Annotated in this window: 21 protein-coding genes and 1 pseudogene; 14 read left to right on the plus strand and 8 right to left on the minus strand. The window is 71.4% G+C overall.

Annotated features, from left to right (window positions below; translation table 11 throughout):
• Positions 1 to 393 precede the first annotated feature (393 nt).
• From ACWGIU_RS00565 to ACWGIU_RS00605, 9 genes and pseudogenes are all read left to right on the plus strand, one after another.
• Positions 394 to 1,167 carry an RNA polymerase sigma factor gene (locus ACWGIU_RS00565; protein ID WP_453701507.1) on the plus strand — a complete coding sequence of 258 codons (774 nt, stop codon included), beginning with the start codon at positions 394 to 396 and terminating at the stop codon, positions 1,165 to 1,167.
• A 74-nt stretch (positions 1,168 to 1,241) separates the two neighbouring features.
• On the plus strand, positions 1,242 to 1,961 hold the full coding sequence (locus tag ACWGIU_RS00570; RefSeq protein WP_453701508.1) for a hypothetical protein: 720 nt from the start codon (positions 1,242 to 1,244) through the stop codon (positions 1,959 to 1,961).
• A complete protein-coding gene (locus tag ACWGIU_RS00575) occupies positions 1,958 to 2,491 on the plus strand; it encodes a hypothetical protein (protein WP_453701509.1) in 534 nt (177 codons plus the stop codon). The genes ACWGIU_RS00570 and ACWGIU_RS00575 overlap by 4 nt, the downstream gene beginning before the upstream one ends.
• A complete protein-coding gene (locus ACWGIU_RS00580; protein ID WP_453701510.1) occupies positions 2,491 to 4,137 on the plus strand; it encodes a hypothetical protein in 1,647 nt (548 codons plus the stop codon). Before ACWGIU_RS00575 ends, ACWGIU_RS00580 begins: the two co-directional genes overlap by 1 nt.
• Positions 4,138 to 4,262: 125 nt before the next feature.
• On the plus strand, positions 4,263 to 6,353 hold the full coding sequence (locus ACWGIU_RS00585; RefSeq protein ID WP_453701511.1) for a dynamin family protein: 2,091 nt from the start codon (positions 4,263 to 4,265) through the stop codon (positions 6,351 to 6,353).
• Positions 6,354 to 6,565: 212 nt separating this feature from the next.
• A complete protein-coding gene (locus ACWGIU_RS00590; RefSeq protein WP_453701512.1) occupies positions 6,566 to 8,194 on the plus strand; it encodes a dynamin family protein in 1,629 nt (542 codons plus the stop codon).
• Positions 8,191 to 9,387: a hypothetical protein gene (locus tag ACWGIU_RS00595; RefSeq protein WP_453701513.1), complete on the plus strand. Its 1,197-nt coding sequence runs from the start codon at positions 8,191 to 8,193 to the stop codon at positions 9,385 to 9,387. Before ACWGIU_RS00590 ends, ACWGIU_RS00595 begins: the two co-directional genes overlap by 4 nt.
• Positions 9,384 to 12,932 (plus strand): ATP-binding protein, encoded by a 3,549-nt coding sequence (locus tag ACWGIU_RS00600; protein ID WP_453701514.1) that lies wholly within the window; start codon positions 9,384 to 9,386, stop codon positions 12,930 to 12,932. Before ACWGIU_RS00595 ends, ACWGIU_RS00600 begins: the two co-directional genes overlap by 4 nt.
• A gap of 749 nt (positions 12,933 to 13,681) precedes the next feature.
• A pseudogene (locus ACWGIU_RS00605) lies at positions 13,682 to 13,875 on the plus strand (hypothetical protein); the annotation flags it as partial.
• Here the strand turns inward: ACWGIU_RS00605 and ACWGIU_RS00610 are convergent.
• A complete protein-coding gene (locus ACWGIU_RS00610) occupies positions 13,843 to 14,265 on the minus strand; it encodes a DUF6924 domain-containing protein (protein ID WP_453701515.1) in 423 nt (140 codons plus the stop codon). The pseudogene ACWGIU_RS00605 and the gene ACWGIU_RS00610 sit on opposite strands and share 33 nt — an antisense overlap.
• A 195-nt stretch (positions 14,266 to 14,460) precedes the next feature.
• On the opposite strand from ACWGIU_RS00610, the gene ACWGIU_RS00615 reads away from it, so the two are divergent.
• Together ACWGIU_RS00615 and ACWGIU_RS00620 are read left to right on the plus strand one after the other, a co-directional pair.
• Positions 14,461 to 15,099 carry a ClpP family protease gene (locus ACWGIU_RS00615; protein WP_453701516.1) on the plus strand — a complete coding sequence of 213 codons (639 nt, stop codon included), beginning with the start codon at positions 14,461 to 14,463 and terminating at the stop codon, positions 15,097 to 15,099.
• A 1-nt stretch (position 15,100) separates the two neighbouring features.
• On the plus strand, positions 15,101 to 15,703 hold the full coding sequence (locus ACWGIU_RS00620) for a ClpP family protease (protein ID WP_030390118.1): 603 nt from the start codon (positions 15,101 to 15,103) through the stop codon (positions 15,701 to 15,703).
• Between the two features lie 86 nt (positions 15,704 to 15,789).
• Here ACWGIU_RS00620 and ACWGIU_RS00625 read toward each other — a convergent pair whose 3' ends face one another.
• Complete coding sequence (locus ACWGIU_RS00625; RefSeq protein WP_453701517.1) at positions 15,790 to 16,221, minus strand: helix-turn-helix domain-containing protein; 432 nt, start codon at positions 16,219 to 16,221, stop codon at positions 15,790 to 15,792.
• Positions 16,222 to 16,562: 341 nt separating this feature from the next.
• Between ACWGIU_RS00625 and ACWGIU_RS00630 the strand changes: the two genes are divergently transcribed.
• The 3 genes from ACWGIU_RS00630 to ACWGIU_RS00640 all read left to right on the plus strand — a co-directional run bounded on the left by ACWGIU_RS00630 (position 16,563) and on the right by ACWGIU_RS00640 (position 17,585).
• On the plus strand, positions 16,563 to 16,745 hold the full coding sequence (locus ACWGIU_RS00630) for a hypothetical protein (protein WP_453701518.1): 183 nt from the start codon (positions 16,563 to 16,565) through the stop codon (positions 16,743 to 16,745).
• Positions 16,746 to 16,782: 37 nt separating this feature from the next.
• Positions 16,783 to 17,232 carry an ATP-binding protein gene (locus tag ACWGIU_RS00635; protein WP_453701519.1) on the plus strand — a complete coding sequence of 150 codons (450 nt, stop codon included), beginning with the start codon at positions 16,783 to 16,785 and terminating at the stop codon, positions 17,230 to 17,232.
• 194 nt (positions 17,233 to 17,426) lie between these two features.
• Positions 17,427 to 17,585, plus strand: coding sequence for a DUF6126 family protein (locus tag ACWGIU_RS00640; RefSeq protein ID WP_453701520.1), 159 nt, complete (start codon positions 17,427 to 17,429; stop codon positions 17,583 to 17,585).
• Between the two features lie 182 nt (positions 17,586 to 17,767).
• On the opposite strand, the gene ACWGIU_RS00645 is transcribed toward ACWGIU_RS00640, so the two are convergent.
• The 6 genes from ACWGIU_RS00645 to groL form a co-directional block, all read right to left on the minus strand.
• On the minus strand, positions 17,768 to 18,103 hold the full coding sequence (locus ACWGIU_RS00645) for an ArsR/SmtB family transcription factor (protein ID WP_453701521.1): 336 nt from the start codon (positions 18,101 to 18,103) through the stop codon (positions 17,768 to 17,770).
• 205 nt (positions 18,104 to 18,308) lie between these two features.
• Positions 18,309 to 18,410: a PhnA domain-containing protein gene (locus ACWGIU_RS00650; protein WP_453701522.1), complete on the minus strand. Its 102-nt coding sequence runs from the start codon at positions 18,408 to 18,410 to the stop codon at positions 18,309 to 18,311.
• Entirely contained in the window at positions 18,407 to 18,544 is a 138-nt protein-coding gene (locus ACWGIU_RS00655) for a PhnA domain-containing protein (RefSeq protein WP_453701523.1), read from the minus strand. The genes ACWGIU_RS00650 and ACWGIU_RS00655 overlap by 4 nt, the downstream gene beginning before the upstream one ends.
• 36 nt (positions 18,545 to 18,580) lie before the next feature.
• Positions 18,581 to 18,991, minus strand: a complete 411-nt coding sequence (locus ACWGIU_RS00660) for an STAS domain-containing protein (RefSeq protein ID WP_453701524.1) — start codon at positions 18,989 to 18,991, stop codon at positions 18,581 to 18,583.
• Positions 18,992 to 19,007: 16 nt separating this feature from the next.
• A complete protein-coding gene (locus ACWGIU_RS00665) occupies positions 19,008 to 19,379 on the minus strand; it encodes an ATP-binding protein (protein WP_453701545.1) in 372 nt (123 codons plus the stop codon).
• A 404-nt stretch (positions 19,380 to 19,783) separates the two neighbouring features.
• Positions 19,784 to 21,481 carry a chaperonin GroEL gene (groL, locus tag ACWGIU_RS00670; protein WP_453701525.1) on the minus strand — a complete coding sequence of 566 codons (1,698 nt, stop codon included), beginning with the start codon at positions 21,479 to 21,481 and terminating at the stop codon, positions 19,784 to 19,786.
• Between the last annotated feature and the right edge of the window lie 74 nt (positions 21,482 to 21,555).

Genomic DNA, 21,555 nt, shown 5'->3' on the forward strand with positions numbered 1-21,555 from the left:
CCTCCCGGCCTTCCTGGCGCCACTGCCGCTCGAGGGCGTCGTAGATCGGAGAACTCCGCGGCCGGGGACCCCTGGGCCGTCCGCGAGCCCCCGGCGCCGGCGCTCGGACCACCGCCCCCGGGCAACGGACCCGACGGCAGCAGCCCGCCGCACGATCGATCGCCGACCCTGACGATGCCCAGGACGGACAGCCGCCGGGCGCTCGGCGCGGCGCCACGGTAGGGCCTCTGACGCCAACCCCACCACGCCCAACTGCCAACTTCTCATCACAACTGCGCCTGAAGCGATCAATAAGAGACTCGTTTTTTCATCACTGCACGGACAGAGTGGCGCTTCCTATGCTGAAGTCCGGTAACACCGCCCGAGGGTGGGGACTGGGGAGGGGGACTCCACATGTCCATGGGACGGCCGGCCGGCATTCCACGCGGCCAGGAACGGGTGGATGCGCATTTCTCGCGTGAATGGGCGGCGGTGCAGCAGCAGTTACGGGCGTACGCCCGCTGGGCTACCGGCAGCCGGGAAGAGGCCGAGGATCTGGTCCAGGCCGTCGCTGTGCGCGCCTGGCGCGGATTCGCGCATTTTCGTGGTGACGCCGCGTTCCTGACCTGGACGATGGCCATCGCCCGCCGGGAGGCCGCCCGTGCCGGCGCTCGACGGCAGCGGCTGAGGAGCCGCGAGGCACCGCTGCCCCTGGATCCTCCCTGGGCGGCGGAGCCGGCGACATCAGGACCCGCCGTCGGGCGCGCGGAGGGCGGCTGGCTGGCAGAAGCCGCCCAGGGCGCACACGCACGCGGCGAGGTCAATGCCACCGAACTCGCCGTGCTGCTCGCCCGATTACGTCGGCCGGACTCCACCTGGGCCCAGCTGGGCGACGAGCTGGGCCTCCCCGCCTCGCGGTGCGCGGTGGCTCACTGCAGGGGCGTCGTCAAGTTCCGGGTGGCCCTCTTCCTTCACCATCCCGAGCTGCTGGGCACGCCTGAGGAGCTGTCAGCCGCGGCGGAGCGGGCGGCGCGCCGTACCCGGAGCGAACCGCTGACTCCCGACGAGGCCGACACGTTCCGCCGGATGGTCCTCGACCGCTCGCCCGGCCACCGGCCCCGGAACTGGGCGGCCCTGCTCCGGGGCGGCTGCGCGAAAGTCGCGGAAGAACTTTCCCGGGACCGGTAATGGCGTCCCGCGCACCGGGTCCAATGCGATGAAGGCCCGTGCTGCAGCGGGCCCATCAGATGCAGGAGGGGACAGTGGACCAGGCACCACCCCCGGAACCTCACACGGACATCCTGTCCGACGTCCACGCCTGGCCGGCCGACGTGGAGGCGGATGTCCCCCAATACTTCGACACGTTGCCCGACGGCTCCGAAACCATCGTGTTCGGCGACGTCGGCACCTTCGCCGACCACGCCCACCAGCAGGGCGACAACCCCTACGGCTACCAGGGTACCTGTGGCCTGTGCTCCTGCGAGGGAGTGCTGCGCCAGTTCGGGCTCGACGTCACCGAGGCGGACGTCGTCCGGCACGCTGTCGAGAACGGTCTCTGCCAGACCGACGGAAGTCTCGCGGCCCGCGGTGGCACCACGCTGGAGCAGCAGGCCCGGCTGCTCGGCGACTTCGGCGTTGCGGCCCACACCGAGCAGGCGACCTCACTGGAGGACTTGGCCTCACACCTGGAGGAGGGGCGCGGCGTGATCATCGCGGTCAACGCCGGTGTGCTGTGGGACGACGGGAACTACTACGAGGCAGGCCGCCCCAACCATGCCGCGTTGCCGATCGGCGCCGCCCGCGACCCGCTCAGCGGGCGGCTCCAGGGCTTCTACCTCAACGACAGCGGCAGCGGAGAGGCCGCCCGCTTCGTGGATGCCGCGACGATGGCCGACGCGTGGCTGCACAGCGGCGGCGACTGTGTGGTCACCGACCGGGTCCGCGTCACCGAGGCCACGCCCAGCGAAAGGATCGCGCAGTGAACACCCCGCCCGTCCCGCAGACCCCCGGTCGCCCGTACGAGCAGATCCGCAAGGAGTTCGCCGAGCATCCGCTGCGGCGCTCCGAGGTGCCGGTGGAACACTTCGTTTCGCCTCCCCTGCCCACCCTGCGCTGGGGCGTACCCGGCTTCGCCGTCTTCGCCTCGCCCGCACTGCGTCGCCCCCGGCAGCCTCTCCAGGTCGACACACCCGACCGGTGGTGGGCGCTCGCCGCCGGCGGCGGGGCCGTGTTGGTGTACGCGACGACGCGGGCCCTCCCGCTGGCCTCGGGCGCATCGGGCGGGCCCGTGACCGTGGCCCCGACAGGCCGGCCGATCTCCGCACTGCGCGAGGACCAGCGGCTGCTGGACGATCTCCTCGACCGTTGCCTTCCCGACTTCTTCTCAGCAGGCAGTGGCGATCCCGGGGACCGCGCGGAGCTGGCGTCGATGCTGCCGCTGCTCCTGGCCTGCGAACTCACCCCATGGGCGCGGGACCTGACGCCCGATTTCTTCTCCTGGCTGGAGCAGTGATGTCCGACGACCGGACCGCAGGCACGAATCCCCCGTACGACAACGACCGGAAGGACACCGCGGCCACGGAGCTGACCGCGTTGGTGGGCGACATCGAGCAGGCCGCGAACCGGCACAGGTGGCCCACGGTGGCGTACGCCGCCGACAAGGTGCGGGCCGACCGCCCGGGCCTGCTGCTGGCCGTCTCCTCCGAGGCACTGGTCTCCGGGCTGGCCGAAGCGCTCCCGGCCGGACGGTCCGGTGCCGCGGCCCGGCACACGGTGGCACTCGCCGACCTGCACACAGATCCTCTGCGGTCCCTGCACGCGGACCGCGTGCTCTTGGCCATGGGGTGTGCCGAGTTGCTCGGCCCGGACGAGCTGGCCGCCGCCGCGGACCTGGCAACGCGTCCCGCCGGCACCATCGCCGTCGTCCTGACCGGTGCCGAGGAACTGGCAGACTCCACCGACGTCGCGCTGGTGGAGGGCCGCTTCCTGCGGATGCTGGACGACGGGAGCGGAGCTCCTCCGGTCCCGGGGCTGCTCCTGTGGTCGGGGCCGCAAGCCACACCCACCACCGACGCAGGACTCGGCGAACGGCTGGCCGCCGACGCCTCCCGCCTCGCCTCCTTCGCCTCTCCCTCTCCCGCCGCTTCCCCCTCCCCCTCGCCCGAGGACACAGGGTTCGGGACCACGCTGCTCGAAGGGGAGATCGCCCACCTGCTCGACCTCGCTGCGGAGGTCGTGGCCGGTCGGCGGGACACGTCCCCCGACGACGGGGGCGGCAAGGCTGCGGCCGCCGCGGCCGCCCGTTCCCGCGCCTTGCTGGACGACGCGTACCGCGCTCTGCAGCGCGTCCTCGACCACGAGATCGAGGCCGGCTGCCAGGAGGTCGAGGCGGGGTTGCGCACCATGGAACAGGATCTGCTCCGCGGGCTCGACCGCCACCTGGCGCAGCACCGGGACCGGTTCCCCGACCGTGCCGGCGTCGACGCTCTGGTCACCGCATACTTCGACCGGGGGATCGCCGCGTACGCCGCGACGGCCCGTGCTGCCATCCGGGCCCGCGCCGCCAAGGCCGACCTGGCCCACGTCGAGATGCAGCACCGGATCGACGCCGCGTACGTCGCCCACGCGATGAGTCCCCCGGACAGGTCGGCCGAGGCCACGCGGACGCCACTCGACGAGTCCGCGTGGGAGCCGCGGTCCGGCGTGTCGGCCCCTGGCCGGCCGTCCTCGGGCTCGGGAATGCCTGCCGGTGAGGTACTGGCCGGCAGCGTGCTGGGAGCGGCGACCGGGCTCTCCCTCGGCGGCATCGGCATCCTCCTGACGACGGGTGCCGGAGCCGCAGTGGGGGTGGCGGTGCACCGCTACAGGACGGAACAGCGAGTCGGCCACGCCGCACGCCATGGCAGCCGCGTGGTCCGCGACCGCGTGGACGAGCTGGCCGCTGCTGCGACGGGGGCGATGCGGGAGCTGGGCGGGGCCGTGCGGGCCGCGGCCGAGGCCGAGTACGCACGGGCCGTCGCCGAGCTGGAAGCAAAGGCGCCGACGGTGGACCTTGGGCCGTCGGCACGCCGCCGCGCCGAAAGCGGAAGCGCCACGGCCGCAGCAGCCGAACTGGCGGAGCTGAAGGGCAGGTTCGCCACCCTGACGACACGGCGCTGATCCCCGCGCAGGGCGCCGGGAGGAGCCGGGCCCCGCCGCGCAGAGACACCGCCAGCAGACAAGCAGGTATCACCGGGCCGACCGTTCGCGGGTCCCCGCCGGGGACACAGGGAGGGAAGAAAGCCGTGTCCGAAACGTTCAGCACGACCGGAATCAGTGCCGCGCAGACCAGCGGCGCGCAGATCAATGGCACTCAGGCCAACGGCACTCAGGCCGGCAGCAAGCTCGCCGACATGATGCGCCGCGGCGCGGAACAGGCGCGCGACGAGGCCGACCAGGCCATCGAGGGGCTGGCGAAGGTCGCCCAGGAACTGGAGATGTGGGAGACCGCGGGGCGCCTGTCCGCCTTCGCCTCCCAGCTCCGCTCCGACACCTTCAACCTGATGGTGATGGGTCGCTTCAAGACCGGGAAGTCGACGCTGCTCAACGCCCTGCTCGGCGGCAACACCGGACCCGTCGACCTGGGGGGCCAGAGTGGCCCGATGGTCGTCGACGACCTGCCGGCCACCGCCACGCTGACCGGTGTGTGCTATGCCGAGCAGCCCTACGTCACCCGGTGGGGGTTCGACGGATCCTCGGAGAAGTGGACGCTGGAGCGATATCTGAGGGAGTCCACCCTGGACATCGACGAAGAGGAGACCTCGCGGCGCTTCCGTACCATCCGGGAGTTCGAGATGGGCTTCCCTTCCCGGCTCTGCCAGGCGGGTGTCGTCGTATACGACTCACCCGGCCTGGACGAGCACCCCACCCGCACCAAGGTGACCCAGGAGGCCACGGCGCGGTGCGACGCCGCCGTCCTCGTCTACCGCAGCGACATCCTGATGGGCCACGGCGAGCTGATGAACGCGGGCGCTCTCGTCGAGGAAGGCACCCGTGTCTTCACGGTGGTCAACCTCTTCAACGGCCGGGCCGTGGACGAGCGGCTGCGTGGCTACGTGTGGAACAAATACATCCGCGACTACCTGGGCGGCCCTGCTTACACCGGTCAGGACCTGACGTCCCGTGACATCTATTTCGTGGACGCGGCGCAGGCCCGCTCGGGGGTCTACGAGGGGAAGCCGGAACTCGTCGAGCAGTCCGGCCTGGCCGCCCTGGAGCGGCGTCTCGGCGACTTCCTGCTGCGGGACCGCCACCACGTACACCTGATGAAGTACACGACGGTGGCGGCCGCTTCCGCGGAATCGGTGGAGCAGCACATCGCGCAGCGGATGCGTGCCGCACGTACCGACCAGGTACGGCTGCGCGAGACGTACACCGAGCTGCTGCCGACGATGGCGTCGATCAGGAACCGGCCGGCCCTGCTGCCCGCGCTCTTCAACCGCTACCGCACCGAGGCGGAAGCCGTGCTGGCCGTCAGCTTCGCCTCCCGGATCGCGTCGATGCGGGACGGACTGCCGGCCCACATCGATGCCGTCGAGGTGAAGATGAACCTCGCGCTGGGCGTGTTCCAGCAGAAGAAGGCCGCCGCGGTCATCGGTGAGGCCGTGCAGCAGTACGTGACCGACCAGCTCGCGGACTGGGCCGACGTCGAGGCTCAGCGCGTGCTGGAGCCCATCCTGGGCAACCTCGCGCATGACATCGAGGGTGAGATCGCCGCGATCGGTGACGGTTTCGGTGAACTGCATCTGCAGCTGACGGGCTGGGAGACGGAGCCGGAACGGAAACCGCTGGTGGGAACGGCCGAGCGGGTTCTGTCGATGGTCGCGGGGTTCGCCCTGGGCGGGCTGGGCGGCGCGGTCAGCGGGGGTACGGCCGGATTCCGCGGCGCGCTCGGCGGGGTGGGCGGCATCCTGGGGGCGGGCATGGTGCTCGGGCTGCTCGGGGTCAGCCCGGCCGCCCCGCTGGTGGTGCCGGTGCTGATGGCCGCCTCGTTGCTCGGCGGCGCCGTCGGCGGAGGGATCAACCTGGAGAAGCGGCTCAAGAGGCGGCTCGCGACGGACTCGGACGGCCTGTTGCGGGATCTGCCCGGCCAACTCGCGCCGCACCTGGGCGCTCGGGTGCGGGCCTCCTTCGAGGAACTGGAGGAGGTGGTCACCGCCGAGATCAACGGCGTTATCGGCGAGGAGGAGCAGCACATCCGGGCGATGGTCGAGGAAAACCAGCGGGACCAGCACGAACGCGACCTGCTGGTCGCACGTCTCGACGCGGTCCGGTCCACGGTATCCGGGCACCTGCTGAAGCTCCAGAAGGCGATCAGCACGGCCCAGCAGATCTGACCTGGCCTGCCCCCACCGGGAGGCGCCCGCCGGCGCACGCATGCCGCACGGTGCGGCAGAGCTGCCGCACGGACGCCTCCCGGTCACCCGGTCCACCGCACCCCTCCCTTGCACCCGTCCAGCACGGACGACGAAAGCGACAAGCCGTGTACCTTCCGTCCCCCCTCGATGCCGCTCTCGCCCGCCATCACGGTCAGCCCTATCGGGACTCGGTGGCCGATGTCCTCGCCCGGGCCGCCGCGGTGATGGCCCCTCCGGCCGTCACACTGGTCTTCGGTGGTCATTTCAGCGCGGGCAAGTCCAGCCTGCTCAACACGCTGCTGGGCCGTGCCCTGCTTCCGGTGAGCGACTACCCCGAGACGGGCATCGCCTGCGTCATCGGTCCCGGCCCCGAAGACCGGGTCACGGTCTGTGACGGAGCGGGGCGGCGCGAGGTGCCCGCCACCACCGAGGCGATCACGGAGGCCGTCACGCTCGTCGCCGCGGACGGGTCTTACCGCTTCGACGTAGTGGGCGCCACACGGACCGTCACCGTCGAACTCGCCCGTTGCCCCGTGCCGGACGGCGGACGCTGGGTCGATTCCCCCGGCATCAACGACACACCGGCCATGACCCGTCGCGCGGCGGACATCGCCGCCCAGGGCGACTTCCTGCTGTGGGTCTTCAACTCCCGCCAGCCGATGGCCACCGTCGAGGAGGACTTCCTGCGCGAATACCGCGAACGTCACGGCGCCGAGTCACTGGCGCTGCTGGTCAACGTCTTCCTCGACGAAGACACGCCCGAGGAGTGGCAGCGCTACCTCGACGCCCGCGCCCCGGCCCACCTCAAGCGCCTGGAGTACGCGCTGGACGGTGCGCTGCCGCCGGAAGTGGTGTTCGTCAGCGCCCGCGCCGCCGCCGCGCACCCGGACCATTTCGGGGGCCCCGAGGCCGGTGCCCTGGTGAGCAGGCTCACCGACCGGGCCACGGCGTCGGCCCTCGCCTCCCGCCGTGCCCGCGCGTCCCGGATCCTGGAGGCGGCCGCACAGGAAGCCGCCGAACGACTGGACGCGGAACGTGCGCTGTTCCGGCAGCTGCTGGTCGAGGCGGAGGTGGCGCGTACGGCCATCGACACCTCCCGGCGGCGGTTCCTCGACACCGTCGGCGGTGAGCTGGACCGGATGCTGGAGAGGCTGGCAGTGCACGCGCGGACCGTGGGAGACGAGATCGCCGCGGAGCTGGACCAGGGCCCGGTGCTGCGGGACGGCAGCTACGGCGTCCGGCTCACCGAACGGCTGCGCACGGTGGCCCGGCAGGAAGCCCTCGGCCTCGCGGAGGTCGTGGCCAGGACGGCCGAACTCAACCACCACAAGCCGCCGGGCACGCAGGGAACACGGCGGCTGCTGGACATCCTGGAGCCCGAGCGGGTGTCGGTCGAGGTCACGGGCCGGCTGGCGGGAAAGCTCCCGGAGGCCCTCACCGACGGACTCGGCTCCGCGGTCAGCAGCCGGGTGGGGACGATGATTCCGAAGCTGTCCTGGAAGGCCCTACGGCACATCGACACGGCAGTCACCGTAGCCGCGGCCTCGGTGCAGGCCGCAAAACTCGCCACGGAGGCGGCCATGCCCGACCGGGCCAAGGTCAAGGCGGACGTCCGCGCGGCAGCGGTCCGGGCCGCCGAGCGGTTGCGTCAGCGGCGCCGGGCCGCGCTCGACGAGATCAGTGCGGGATGCCGCCCGGTGGCAGCCACGCCGGCCGATCCCGACCCCGCCCCGGTGGACTGCCTGGACGCGGCACACCGGCTGCTGAGCCGAGAAGTGGAGCGGCTCGTTGCCGCGACCGGGGAAGCCACGGTGCGATGAGCGGATTCCTCGGCCTCGACGTGCAGCACAGCAGCACGGTACCGGCGCTGCTGGAAGGCGGTCGGCCCCTGACGGTCGGCGATGGGCTGCGGGTGTGGATCCCCCATGCCTACGGCGAGGGTCTGGGATGGGGAAGTGCGGCGGCCCAGCGTTCCCTGGCCTCGGGGCGTGCCACCGCGGACCGCCTGCTGGAGTGGCGGCGCGATCCGTGGGACGCGGAGTTCCTGACCGGACTGCGCGACCGGGTCGCGCGCTACCTGGGGCTCCCGGAGCGTGCGGGCCCGGCGCCCGGCTACCGGGTGGTGCTGTGTGCCGGACCCGGCACACCTGCCGACGCCGAAGAGTACGTGGAGGAAGCGGGACTGGGCGGCGCCCTGCGGATCGGACCGGCCGAAGCGCTGCTGTGCCGGCGGCTGGCCTCGCCCGGGCGGCCGCTGCCCACCGGTGCGCTGCTGGCCGTCGCGGTGGGTGAGCGATGGAGCGTACTCGCCCCCTTCCGTGCGATCCGGCCGGACGGCGGGCCCATCGTCCTCACGCGTACCGGACCGGACACCGTACTTGCGCACGGTGGGGGCGAATGGACGGAACTCCTCGTGGGTCAGGTGCTGGCGCGGTGCCGCGAGGACGCCCCCGCCGCCGATCTGCTGGCTCTGGCCGACGGCGTCCAGGAGTGCGCGGCCCGTCTCGCGCAGGCCGATGCCGTCGAGTGGCAGGGGGCCTACGCCGAAAGGCTGTTCGCCCCGCTGGTGGTGCGTGGGGCCGAACTGGCGGCGGACCCGGCCGTTGCCGACGGCCTGCACCTGCTCCGGCAGGCCGCCCGTGCGGCCGTGCCGCACCCTTCCTCGGTGGTGCTCGGGGGGCCGGGCGCCGTCTGGCCGGCGATGCGCTCCGCGCTCACCGATGCGGCGGCAGGGGCGTCGGTGTGGTGCGGCCCCGACCCGGTGACCGATCTTGCGGCCGGCGCGGCCTGGTGGCCGCTGCTGCGTTCCCGTTTCGCGCCCGTGCCGTCCGCGGAGTACGCCGTTCGCGCCGTCCCTGCGATCCCCGCACAACCGGACCGCGGCCCGGCCGCGGCCCCGTCCACCCCGTCCACCCCGTCCACCGACCGTTCAGGATCCGGGCCGGGGCTGCTCTCCCCCGATTCCCGCTGCCCCGACCCACCGGAGGTGCTCCCACCGTGGATGCGTCCATGACTCCCCCGAGCGGGCCGGAGGCCGACGCGGCGCTCCTCGCCGCTCCCGCCACCATCGGACCACCGCGCGCCGTACGGGGAAGCGGCTCCGGATCCGCCGAACCGGCCGACCATGCCTCCCGACCTGACCAAGACGTGGCCGGGCTCCTGCTCAGCCTGCTGGAACGGCGGTATCTGGGTGACTTCGACGCCGCCCGCTGGACCGTGGGAGGACCCGCGCGATCCGCACCGCGCCCGCTTCTGCACCAGGTCGAGGCCTTGGGCGCACCCGTCCCCGGTGAGGACTGGAACGCGGCTCTGCCCCACGTACTGAATTCCTGTCACAGCGGCGGACACGTACTGAGCGTGGCGGTCCACGGCACCGGTACCGCGCACCGCGTCCATTGGGGCGGCCGACGGATCCCCGGGGTCTCGGCCGGATCCACGGAGGACTTCCTGCACGGGCAGACCGGCACCCTGCGTGCTCACGTCCCCGGCCTGCGGCTCGGCCCCGCCCACCAGCCCGACGAGGGGACGCACGCGGAGTTGACCGCGTTCCTGCGGACCGCCCCCGCGCTCGCCGTGGTCACCGGGATCCCCTCCCCTTCGTCCGGGCTCTCCCCCGCCGCGTTCCAGTCGCTGGACCGGCTCACCTCCGCCGTCGACGGACGCTACGCCCTCGTGGTCGCCGCCGAGCCTCTGCCCGCCGCCGTTCTGGACGCCACGCTGGACCACTGCCGCCGGATCCGCGGCGAGATCCACGCCCTGGTGCGACGTACGGTCAGCAGTACCGAAGGCAGCAGCAACGCGACGTCCACGCCCCTCCCCCAGGAGGGTGCCGAGGCGCTGCCCGCGCTGCTGGGCAGGATCGCGGTGTTCTGCGCGCTGGCGGCGGCGGTCCCGCCTCTCGCCCCTGGTGCGGCGGTGCTGCGCCCTCTGGGCCGGGTCGGCCCGCTGTCCGTCCCGCTGGGCGGGCTTGCGAAGTCGATGGCCGTACCGCAGAGCACCCCTTCGCGGACGACGGGCAGCAGCCGGTCGCTCGGCGAGAGCAGCGAGCTGCTCAACGGTGCCGCCGAAGCTTGCGAGCGGCTGCTCCAGCGCCATATCGACCGACTGGAGGCGGCCCGGTCGCAGGGCTGGTGGCGTACTGCGGTCTACCTCGCGGCGGAGAACGACGGCGTGCTGGAGTCGCTTTCCGGAGCGCTGCGCGGTATCTGCAGCGGCGAGAGCACGACTCTCGACCCGCTGCGGGTGCTACGGCTGCCGCCCGCCCTGCTGCGCGAAGCCGCCCTGCAGGGGCAGGTCCTGGCCCTGACACCCGCCGACGGCAGCACCGGTCACCCGCTCGGTCCCGCTTTCGACGCGCTGGCCACCAACATCACCTCCACCGAGCTGGCCGTTCTCCTCGCGCTGCCGCGCCGAGCCGTGCCCGGGCTGCCGATGCGCGAGAGCGCCGAGTTCGCGCTCGTCGCCCCCGAGGTGGAGCACCGTCCAGTGACGCTGGGCAGACTGCTGGACAGCCGGGGCGACGTGCACCAGACAGTGGCCGTCTCCGCCGAAGACCTCAATCGCCATGTGTTCATCACCGGGATGACCGGCTACGGCAAGACCACCACGGCGAAGAACCTGCTGCTGGAGGCGTACACCGGCCTGGGCGTGCCTTTCCTGGTCATCGAGCCGGCCAAGGCCGAGTACCGGCATCTGGCAGCGCATCCGGGCCTCCGTGGGCGCCTGCGCGTCTTCGGCATCGGGCCTCAGGCTCCGATGCCACTACGGCTCAACCCGTTCGAGCCACTGCAGGGCACCCCACTCTCACGCCACTTGGATCTCCTGAAAGCGGTGTTCAACGCCTCGTTCCCGATGTTCGCCGGCATGTCGTACGTGTTGGAGGACGCCATGATCGAGGTGTACACCGAGCGGGGCTGGGACCTTCAGTATTCCGTCAACGACCTTCTGGGGCGCCGCCCGTCGGCGGCTGACCGTGCTGCGCTGATCCCCTCGGTCGGTGACCTGTACGGGAAGATCGAAGAGGTGCTGGACCGTCGCTCGTACGGGCGTGAGGTCCACCAGAACATGGGAGCCGCCCTGCGGTCCCGACTCGGCAGCCTGCTCGTCGGCACCAAGGGCATGGCCCTGGACACCCGGCGCGGGGTGCCGGTGACCGAGCTGTTCGAGCGTCCGGCCGTGGTCGAGTTGCGCGGCCTGGGAGACGACGAGGAGAAGTCCTTCGTCATGGCCCTGCTGCTGTGCATGCTGTACGAGCATGCGGAGGCCCGGTCCGATACCGCTCCGTCCGGCGTGGGACTGCGGCACCTCACCCTCATCGAGGAGGCACACCGGCTGCTGCGCGCCTCTCGCGGCCCGTCCGGCGGTGAGGTGGGGGATCCGCAGGCCAAGGCGGTGTCCATGTTCACCGACATGCTGGCCGAGATGCGCGCGTACGGCGAGGGCTTCGTCGTCGCCGACCAAGTGCCGGTCAAGCTGGCGCCGGACGTGGTGAAGAACTCCAACGTGAAGATCCTGCACCGGCTCGTGGCGGCCGACGACCGGGCGGTGGTGTCTGCGGCCGTGAACCTGACGGACCGGCAGAGCCGTCATCTGGGGCTGCTGCCGCCCGGAGTGGCGGTGGTACACGACGAGCGGATCGGATCGGCTGTGCTCGTCGCCATGCGCGAGGCGGACGAGGTCGTGGTGGCGGATGGCACGCAAGGGCCGGAGACCGACGTCGGCCGCCCCGGTGCACCGGCCGAGGCCAACCGCCACTACCTCCACCGGCACGGAGGCTGCCGCCGTTGCCCGTCGCCCTGCACCCTGCTCCACCGGATCGACCGGCCGCCGGCCCGTCGATCGACGGATGCCGCATTGGCGCCGTTCTTCCAAGGGCTGGTGTTCGGCCAGGCGGAGGAGTTGTGGGAGGCGTGGAGCGCCTGGAGGGCCGAGGGTCCGGCCGACGGCGAGGAGGCGTACTGCGCCTTTGCCCAGGCCGCGCAGCGCCATCTGGCCTCGCTCCCGCGGAGGGTCCCCGCCCGGGCCGTGGCCGCGGGCCGCGGTGCGGCCCCTGCGGCGCCCGCCCCGTCCGAGAGGGCCGCCGACGACACCGGCCGTCATCTGCTGGCACGCGACCGGGCCGCGCGGGTCCTGGCGCGGCTGTGCGAGGACTGGCTGGCCACCACGGAGTTGACCGAACACGCCGTGGCTCGCCTGGAACAGGCTCGCGCCGAGTTCGTGACGCTGGTGGCGAGCCGGCCGGACCGGGAACTGCCCGGTTGCACGGACTGTCCCGCGCGCTGTCGCCCCTTCGCGCTTCTCGCCGACAGCCTCCCGGCCTACGCGGCGCAGGTCGCGGCCGCCGCGGACCGCCCCGTCCCGCTGGAGTCCCGCCTGCTGCTGATCGACCGCCTCGCCGACGAGTACGCTCCGGCCGCCCGCGGGGCCATGGGAAAGGACCGTGCGGCACTGTTGTACTGCATGACGGTCACTGCCAACGCCTACGACCGCGGCCTCAGCGTGCCACCCCCCACGGAAGCCCTCGACGCCCTGCGCTCGGACCGGCCGGTGGTTCCGTAGGCGGAACTGCGGCACCGTGGTGGCGGGATGTGACGCAAAGATCGATCGTGCGGTCGGCGAGCCTGCGGTGAGGCGCTGGTAAGGAACCTCTTGAGCGCACGACGTACCGTCTCCCCCGCCCTGCGCGGTCCGTCTTCACCGAGCAGCGCTGTCGCCTGAGGAGCGACCCCGACCACGGGCGGGTGGTGTCGGTACCGGCGTTCCGGAGGCCACCGGCGAGGCCCGGCTGCACTGGGCCCGCGCCCCGCCGGGCGGCCGGGCAGGAACGCCACGGGCTTGCCGGGCCACCATCCTGCAGCGGGCCAGCCCCGCAGCGAAACCGAAGGCCGAAGCGAAAGCGCGGCCGAAGGCCCCGGCGCCGCACCGACCGGCCGGGCCGCACCGGTGCAGGCGCCGCAGACATGCGGGAGCTGTGCCGCGCCGCGCACGGCGTCACCAGTCCCGCCATCGCCTCGCTGTGCCCGGCCAGGAGGAGCGCAGCAGCGCGGGCCGCCCCGGAATGAAAAAGCCACCCTTGGACCTTCTGCCACAAGTCAAGCGTCGCCAGTCCAGAGGGTTGTCTTGCGCAAGCGTTCGGGGAACGGGCACCTGACCGTTCCCCACGCGGAACTGCTGAGGCCGGCGGGCCTCGCCGAACGCGCCAGACGCGGTGCCCGGCGTAGCGCTCGTAGTTCCAGACCTCCTTGGCGAGGCGGGCCTGGGACATGCTGCCGTTGTCGAGTTCGAAGAGGCGCACCTCACTGGTCCACCACCGGCGCCTGGCCCGCGACTACGAGACCCGCGCACACCGCTCCGAAGCGATGATCCGCCTCGCTGTGATCGATCTGATGAGCCGTCGTCTCACGCGCGAGGCACGGTGAACTGGCGCGACACACATGGCTCGCCCCGGACGTGCCCCAACGGTGAGGCATCAGCCCCGGTCAAAGCCGCGGAAGGCCCCTGATCCATCAGCGGCATCGGCGAAGTCCGCAAAGTCCATGTTGGCGATGCTGAGGTTGGCAGCCACGTCCGGAAACCACTGCGCCGGGACCCTGCATGTTCGCCCAGGTTCGTCGGATAGGTCCAGGGCCAGAACCGGGTGTTCGGGATCATCCATCGTGGTCGCGTCCGCCAGGAACATGTAGCCGGTCTGCTCGGCTTCTTCCGAGGCAGCTTCTTCGTTCAGGAGCGCCTGGACATCCACGCCGGCGAAACGAAGGTCGCTGACATACGTGGCATGCGGATACTCGCCGGCAGCGTCGAGTGCGGCTCGCACCGCGTCCCAGGCTCCCTCGTCACCGAAGTCGGTGCGCAGGACCAGTGAAGTCAGATCATCGGGATGAGGCAGGGGCATGAACGTGATCCTCTCACCCAACGCTGACATCGACCGTCCGGGTGGTCAGGACATCCCCCCGATCAGGTTCGACTACCAGCGCCGTGACGTGGTGTCCGCTCGTGGCGGATCTGCCGGGGGCAGAGGAACGGCGCCCGGGGGGTTCCTGGAGTCAAGAGTGGAGTCGACGGCATCCCGCCTCGACAAGGAGAAGAGATGACTCCCCTCACCATGCTCGCGCCCCGCGCGGAGGAGGGCGACACACCGCCCGGCCACTTCGACGACCACCTCGCGGCTAGGCTGCTCGACCAGCGGATCATCCTCCTCGGCACCCAGGTCGACGAGGTGTCGGCCAACCGGGTGTGCGCGCAGCTGCTGCTGCTATCGGCGCAGGACCCGCGCTCAGACATCAGCCTGTACGTCAACAGCCCCGGCGGGTCGGTCACCGCGGGTCTCGCCATCTACGACACGATGCGACTCATCCCCAACGACGTCTCGACGCTGGCGATGGGCTTCGCCGCCAGCATGGGCCAGTTCCTGCTCACCGTAGGGACGCCCGGAAAGCGGTTCGCGCTACCGAACGCGCGGATCATGATGCACCAGCCCTCGGCGGGCATCGGCGGCACCGCCGCGGACATCGAGATTCAGGCGGAGAACCTCCAGTTCACCAAGAAGGCCGTCGAGCGGATCACCGCCCAGCACACCGGGCAGAGCGAGGAGACGATCGCGCGGGACGGCGACCGGGACCGCTGGTTCACGGCCGAACAGGCCAAGGAGTACGGGATGGTGGACCGGGTGGTGGAGTCGCTCGCCGACATCCGCCCGGCCACGCCGCGCCGACGGACGGGTCTGTGACATGGGGTCGTACACGGTTCCCTACGTGATCGAGCGGACCGCGCAGGGCGAGCGGTCCTACGACGTCTTCAGCCGGCTGCTGAACGAGCGGATCATCTTCCTCGGCACCGAGATCGACGACGGTGTCGCCAACGTGGTCATCGCGCAGCTCCTGCACCTGGAGTCGGCGAGCCCGGAGCAGGAAATCTCGATCTATCTCAACTCGCCCGGCGGTTCGTTCACTTCGCTGATGGCGATCTACGACACGATGACGTTCGTGCAGGCGCCGATCTCCACCTTCTGCGTCGGTCAGGCGGCGTCGACGGCGGCGGTGCTGCTGGCGGGTGGAGATCCAGGGCGACGATTCGTGCTCCGGCACGCGCGGGTGCTGCTCGGGCAGCCGGCCAGCGGCGGCCGACAGGGGACGGTCTCCGACCTCAGCCTCGCGGCCAAGGAGATGGTCCGCATCCGCTCGCAGGTGGAGGAGGTCCTGTCCCGACACACGCACCACGATGTGGCGACGCTGCGCGCGGACATGGACCGGGAAAAGGTGTTCACCGCCGAGGAGGCCGTGGCCTACGGGCTCGCCGACGAGGTACTGAGCCGACGGTTCGCGTTCGTCTGAGCCCGAACCCGGCCGTGGCCGAGGGCCGGCGAGCGGCCGGTACGGCGGAGGCGCACCCCGTCGTACCGGCCGTCGGCCCGGTCCAGTCAGGCGGCGAGGCAGAAGCCGTCGTACTGCGCCGTGGGTGACGTGCGGCCACGTGCCACCCGGCTCCGGGTGTGCCGGGCCAGCTCATCACCGGCGAGCAGGAGCAGGTCGGCGAGGCCGAGCCCGAGGGCCTGGGCGGCGGCCGCGAGCACCTCGGAGGATGCCTCCTTGCGTCCGCGCTCCACCTCCGACAGGTAAGGCATCGAGATCCGGGCCGCCTCCGAGACGTCCTTCAGCGTGCGTTCCTGGGCGAGCCGCTCGCGCCGCAGCACATGGCCGACGAGGTCACGCCATAGGGGCTCCCTCGGCGCGCGTGGCTGTGCACGCCCCACGGGTCGCCCCAAGGCGCCGGCCGCCCTGCCGGAACCGGGCGACGGAGCCTGTCGGCGCACGGAGATGAAGCGGGACTCGTTCGGTGTATGAGTGCTCACCCCCTCACCCTAGGGATCCGGGGCGCGGGGGGAAGGGAGTGGCCTTCTGCCCTGGGTGAAGCCGCGCCGGGGCCTGGGGCGAAGGAGGTCCAGCGCTGGAGCGTGTCCGCAACGCCGGACAGCCGTGGCTGGAGAGTCCAGGCGTGCAGCCCGTGCCTGTCCCCGTGGACGCGGTCGTCACGACGAGCGTAGGGAGGCGGGGTTCCGCCTCGCCACCGAGGCCGAACTCTCGACTGATCTGCTGAACCCGCCCACCGCGATGTCCTCGCGGTGCCCGCACCGGCTAGACTTGCAGAGTTATGCAATTTACTAGTTCTAGTGTCGACGGACGGGGTTGCGGTGTGGCCGGGTTTGAGGAAGCGGCGCTGGAACGGGTTCGGGTGGCGCGGGCTCGTCTCGCGGCTGCGCAGGAGGCGTGCGATGCCGTCGAAGAGGCTCAGGCCGCCGACGAGCTGGAGGACGCGCAGCGTGTGGCCCGCGATCACGGCGTGTCCATCGGCGGCGGGGACGGGGGCAGCCGGTGAACCGGACGATGCCACCGGCTCGCCCGAGGCTGCGGTAGTGACCCGGCACCCCAGCGGGCAGTCGGCGCCGCCGCAGCCACGCAAGCACACGTGGACCGTGCCGCTGGTGCCGGGCTCGGTACGAGCCGCGCGCGAGCAGACCGAACGTACTTTGATCCTGTTCGGCCTGGAGAGCGCCTCTTCCCTGTCCGGGGCCGCGCTCCTGGTCGTCAGCGAGCTCGTCGCCAACGCAGTTCGTCACGCCCAGCACTCCCCCGATGCCGAGGTCACTGTCCACATGACCGACCACATGCTCGTGGTCGGCGTCGCAGACCTGGATTCACGTCCCGTATCGCCGGCCGACGCCGTCCGCTCCTCGGGGCAGGGGCTGCGCACGGTGGCCGACCTGGCACGCGCCTTCGGGGGCGACCTGCGTATCGAGCCCGCCCCCGGCGGGTACGGCAAGACGGTCGTCGTCCGCTTCATCCTGCCAGGAGGCACACCATGACCGGCAGCGCCGGATCAGCCTCCCGGCTCTACCAGGTCACCTATCTCGGCACCGGCCCACAGCCGGATGTCCGCACAGTCGAAGCCGGTGAGGTCGCAGCCGTCGTCGAGCATGCCGGCAAGCACGGGATGCAGGTCCTCGTCCGCCCCTGCCCACCCGAACGACGGGCCAGACACCAGGAAGGAAGCCGAGTCTTGAAGGAGAACTCATCCGGGAGACAGTCGGCGGCGGACCGGGAGAAGTGGAAGGAGAAAGGCGTCGCGCTGCGCGCCTTCTTCTACATCTTCGGCACGCACGTGTTCGCCGGATTCATCTGGCTGCTGTTCTACCTGGGCCAGCACGCGCAGAAGTAACCGCCGAAGCCGCAGCGAATTGGAGGGCCGCCTGACGCCGGGACCAGGCCGGACACGCACGGCCGCGCAGACGAGGGAGCGGCGTCTTCCGGGTGTCAGCGGAAGCGCGTCGCACCCGCACTGACGGAAGACGGCCGCTTCACGGGGGTGCGGGCCCCCAGGGCCGGCGCCGTGGGGCCAGGTCAGGTGTGACGGCTGGCTCGCAGATCGGCCAGGAGCTCGGCCTGGCCCTCCAGAACGCCGGAGAGGATGCCGCGGGCGACCCGCAGGAGCTCGACGATCTCGGGGTCGGTGAGCGCGTAGTACACGCTCGAGCCCTCCCGGCGGGTCACCACCAGGTTGGCCTTGCGCAGCACGGCCAACTGCTGAGAGAGACTTGCGGCCTCCACCCCGACCTCCGGCAGCATCTCGGCAACCGCGTGCTCGCGCTCGGCCAGGAGCTCCAGGACGCGGATGCGGACCGGGTGCCCCAGCGTTTTGAAGAACTCCGCCTTCAGCTGGTAAAGCGGTGTGCTCACCTGGGTACCCCTGCCTTGACTGCCCATCTCATCCACCCGGAACCGTTCGCCGTAGGGGCATCCCTTCGCCCCTCTTCACACCTTGCGACCTCCACAATTGCAGATCCCTGCAACTCCTGGGACGGGGCGGTCCGCCTTCGTGACGTTCGTACCGGGCCTCACAGGCCCGAAGCCCCTGTGCCGGGGCCTTCAGGGCGGGGCGACGTTACGTCTTCTTGAGGAATCCGGTCCTCAGGACGAGGCCCTTGACCTTCTTCGTGTTGCACTCGACCGCGCCCGGGCGGGAGGTGAGGCGGATGTTCTTCACCAGGGTGCCGCGCTTGAGAGTCTCGAGGTGTCCTTGACCTTGACCTTGAGGTCCTTGATCAGGGTGACCGAGTCGCCGTCGGCGGGCGGGGTGCCGTTGGAGTCCTTGACGGTGACGTCGTTCGTGCGGGGCACCCTTGCGTTCTCGAAGTCGGGGCCGGTGCCGGGTGTTCAGGTGAGGACAGGCGCGGCCGGAGGATGCGGGTCCGGCCAGTCATCGGTCCGCCACTGCCTCTCCTGCCCGTGGGCTCCGTGCGAGGCCAGGGCCGCCGCGAGGTCACAGTGGACGGTGACGGGCGGGCAGGTCGCGTCCGGAACGAGGGAGCCGTCCGCAGGTATCGCCGCCAGTTCCAGGCGGCGTCCGTTCTCGGCGAGGCGGCGGGCGGCCTGGGCGACCGCGATCTGCCCGCCCGCCGACCAGCCCATCAGCCCGGTCAGGTCGAGGATGACCGGACCGGTGCCCCGGGCGAGCGCCCAGCCGACGGCGCCGGTGAACCGGTCGGTGGCATCCGCCCCGAGGTAGCCGGCCAGGGACAGCACGCCCAGGTCCTGCCGGGTCGTGTACCGCCATTCGATCGTCATAGTCAGTTCCTCGGCTTCACAGGGGGAGGGTGATCCAGATGGCCTTGCCGCGCCCGTCCGTGTCCGCCCGTACGACGGCAGTGCCGCCGAGGTCCGGCGTCATCTCGACGACCGTGGACAGGCCGCTGCCGGGCGCGGTGGCCAGAGCCTCGAACAGGGCGGGCCGGTAAGGGTGGCGGTCGTGGACGGCGAACGCGAAGGCGCCGGGCCCGTGTGCATGGGTGACGGTGCTCATCGGCGAGGACACGGCGGCATGGCGGGCGGCGTTGGTGACCAGCTCGGCCAGGATCAGCAGCGCCGGACCCGCGCTCGGATGCCGGGGGCCCACCCCGCACTCGACGAGGACGAGCTCGGTGGTCTCACGGGCGATGCGGACGGCGGCCCCCATGGCGGGCACGTCCAGCACATGCCGGTAGGGCCTCGCCGCGGCCTGGACACTCACCGACCTGCCCCTGTCGCGGCACGAGTAAGGCGGAATCCGAACACCTGCTGAGGGTGCAGACGCAGCAGGGTGTCGTGGGGGCCGTGAGTACAGCCTGGCAGGGTGCGCCGGTAGTGGGCGGCCTCGTCCGGATCGGCGATGGCGTCCCCCCGCCCCGGGCCGCCTTGTCCACGTCCAGCGGGGGCTGGCCGTCGTACGCCCCGCCGCACACGTGATGGGGAGTACGGACGCCTCGTCGTCCGCGCCCCCGTGCAAGCGGGTTGGACGGTCAGCGCGCACGGGCCGGCCTTCGAGGAGCCAGAGGGCCTCGGTGCCGGAGATCTCGATGAGGCGGCGGTCGGCAGGGACGGTCATCGTGCGGCCTTCCGGATGCGGTGCGGTCGGTGCTTGAGCGGCAGCAGGCCCGCCTCCTCCAGGTGCTTGCGGGCCCCGGCGATGGCTTCCGGGGTAGTGGCGTACTCGCGGCCCTCCCGGCGCAGCAGGTCGAGTGCGCCCACCGCGTCGAGGGCCTGGCGCTGGCCGGGGCGGATGCCGGAGGTGAGGACGGCGATGCCGCGCCGGTTCAGCTTCTGAACCGCGTCCTTCAGTACGAGGGCTCCGGTGGCGTCCAGGGTGGTCACCCTCGCCATGCGCAGGATCACCACTTTCACGTCGGCGACCTCGGAGAGCTCGAGGAGGAAGCGGTGGGCCCCGGCGAAGAAGAGGGGGCCGTCGATGCGGTAGGCGACGATGTGCTCCGCGAGCAGGGCGTGTTCCTCGTCGCTGTGCTCGCCGGGCACATCCGGACGGAAGTCGACCTGTTCCATCCGTGCCTGACTCGCCACCGCCTTCAGGGCGAGAGCCCCGGCCACGAGCAGACCGATGATCACGGCGTAGACGAGGTCGAGTACCAGGGTGGCGGCGCCGACCTTGATGACGCAGACGCCGCCGGCGAGCTTCGCCAGGCGCTCCTGCAGCTTCTCGCGGTCCCAGTCCGAGTCGGTCGACTCGATCTCGGCCTTGATCTGGTTGACGCGGCCGAGGACCTCTTCGTGGCTGCCGCCACCGTCGACGATGGTGGTGTCGTCCTTGGAGATCGTCACGCGGCGGGCGGAGCCCAGCACGTCCAGACCGGCCTGGTCGAGCTTGAGGCCGACCTCCTCGGCGATGACGGTGGCACCGGTGAGGGTGGCCATGTCCTGGAGCATCGCCTTGCGGCGGTCACCGAAGCCGGGGGCCTTGACGGCCACCGCGTTGAAGGTGCCGCGGATCTTGTTGACGACGAGGGTGGAGAGCGCCTCGCCCTCGACGTCCTCGGCGATGATCAGCAGCGGCTTGGAGGCGCCGGCCTGGATGACCTTCTCCAGCAGCGGCAGGAGGTCCTGGATCGAGGAGATCTTGCCCTGGTTGATCAGGATGTACGGGTCGTCGAGGACGGCCTCCATACGCTCCTGGTCCGAGACCATGTACGGGGAGAGGTAGCCCTTGTCGAAGGCCATGCCCTCGGTGAACTCCAGCTCCAGGCCGAAGGTGTTGGACTCCTCGACGGTGATGACACCGTCCTTGCCGACCTTGTCCATCGCCTCGGCGATGAGCTCGCCGACCTGCTGGTCCTGCGCGGAGAGCGCGGCCACGGCGGCGATGTCGGACTTGTCCTCGATCGGGCGGGCGGTCGCGAGGAGCTCCTCGGACACGGCCTTGACCGCGGCGTCGATGCCCTTCTTCAGGGCCGCCGGGGAAGCACCCGCGGCGACGTTGCGCAGACCTTCGCGGACCAGCGCCTGGGCCAGCACCGTGGCGGTGGTGGTGCCGTCACCCGCGATGTCGTTGGTCTTGGTCGCCACCTCCTTCACGAGCTGCGCGCCCAGGTTCTCGTACGGGTCGTCCAGCTCGACCTCGCGAGCGATGGTGACACCGTCGTTGGTGATGGTGGGGGCGCCGAACTTCTTGTCGATGACGACGTTGCGGCCCTTGGGGCCGATCGTCACCTTGACCGTGTCGGCAAGCTTGTTGACGCCGCGCTCGAGGGCGCGACGGGCGTCCTCGTCGAACTTCAGGATCTTCGCCATGGGAGCGGTTCAGCCCTCTCGAAAACTCGGGTTTAACGAGCTGCGCCCCTCGCCGCCCGGCAATCAGCGGGGTG

Source organism: Streptomyces sp. NPDC054840, assembly GCF_053611065.1.

What these genes read in the sequence shown, in the direction of transcription:
- ACWGIU_RS00565 (WP_453701507.1), top strand. Translation starts at nt 394, where the DNA reads ATGTCCATGGGACGGCCGGCCGGCATTCCACGCGGCCAGGAACGGGTG.
- ACWGIU_RS00580 (WP_453701510.1), top strand. Translation starts at nt 2,491, where the DNA reads ATGTCCGACGACCGGACCGCAGGCACGAATCCCCCGTACGACAACGAC.
- ACWGIU_RS00595 (WP_453701513.1), top strand. Translation starts at nt 8,191, where the DNA reads ATGAGCGGATTCCTCGGCCTCGACGTGCAGCACAGCAGCACGGTACCG.
- ACWGIU_RS00600 (WP_453701514.1), top strand. Translation starts at nt 9,384, where the DNA reads ATGACTCCCCCGAGCGGGCCGGAGGCCGACGCGGCGCTCCTCGCCGCT.
- ACWGIU_RS00610 (WP_453701515.1), bottom strand. Translation starts at nt 14,265, where the DNA reads ATGCCCCTGCCTCATCCCGATGATCTGACTTCACTGGTCCTGCGCACC.
- ACWGIU_RS00615 (WP_453701516.1), top strand. Translation starts at nt 14,461, where the DNA reads ATGACTCCCCTCACCATGCTCGCGCCCCGCGCGGAGGAGGGCGACACA.
- ACWGIU_RS00620 (WP_030390118.1), top strand. Translation starts at nt 15,101, where the DNA reads ATGGGGTCGTACACGGTTCCCTACGTGATCGAGCGGACCGCGCAGGGC.
- ACWGIU_RS00660 (WP_453701524.1), bottom strand. Translation starts at nt 18,991, where the DNA reads ATGACGATCGAATGGCGGTACACGACCCGGCAGGACCTGGGCGTGCTG.
- ACWGIU_RS00665 (WP_453701545.1), bottom strand. Translation starts at nt 19,379, where the DNA reads ATGGGGGCCGCCGTCCGCATCGCCCGTGAGACCACCGAGCTCGTCCTC.
- groL (WP_453701525.1), bottom strand. Translation starts at nt 21,481, where the DNA reads ATGGCGAAGATCCTGAAGTTCGACGAGGACGCCCGTCGCGCCCTCGAG.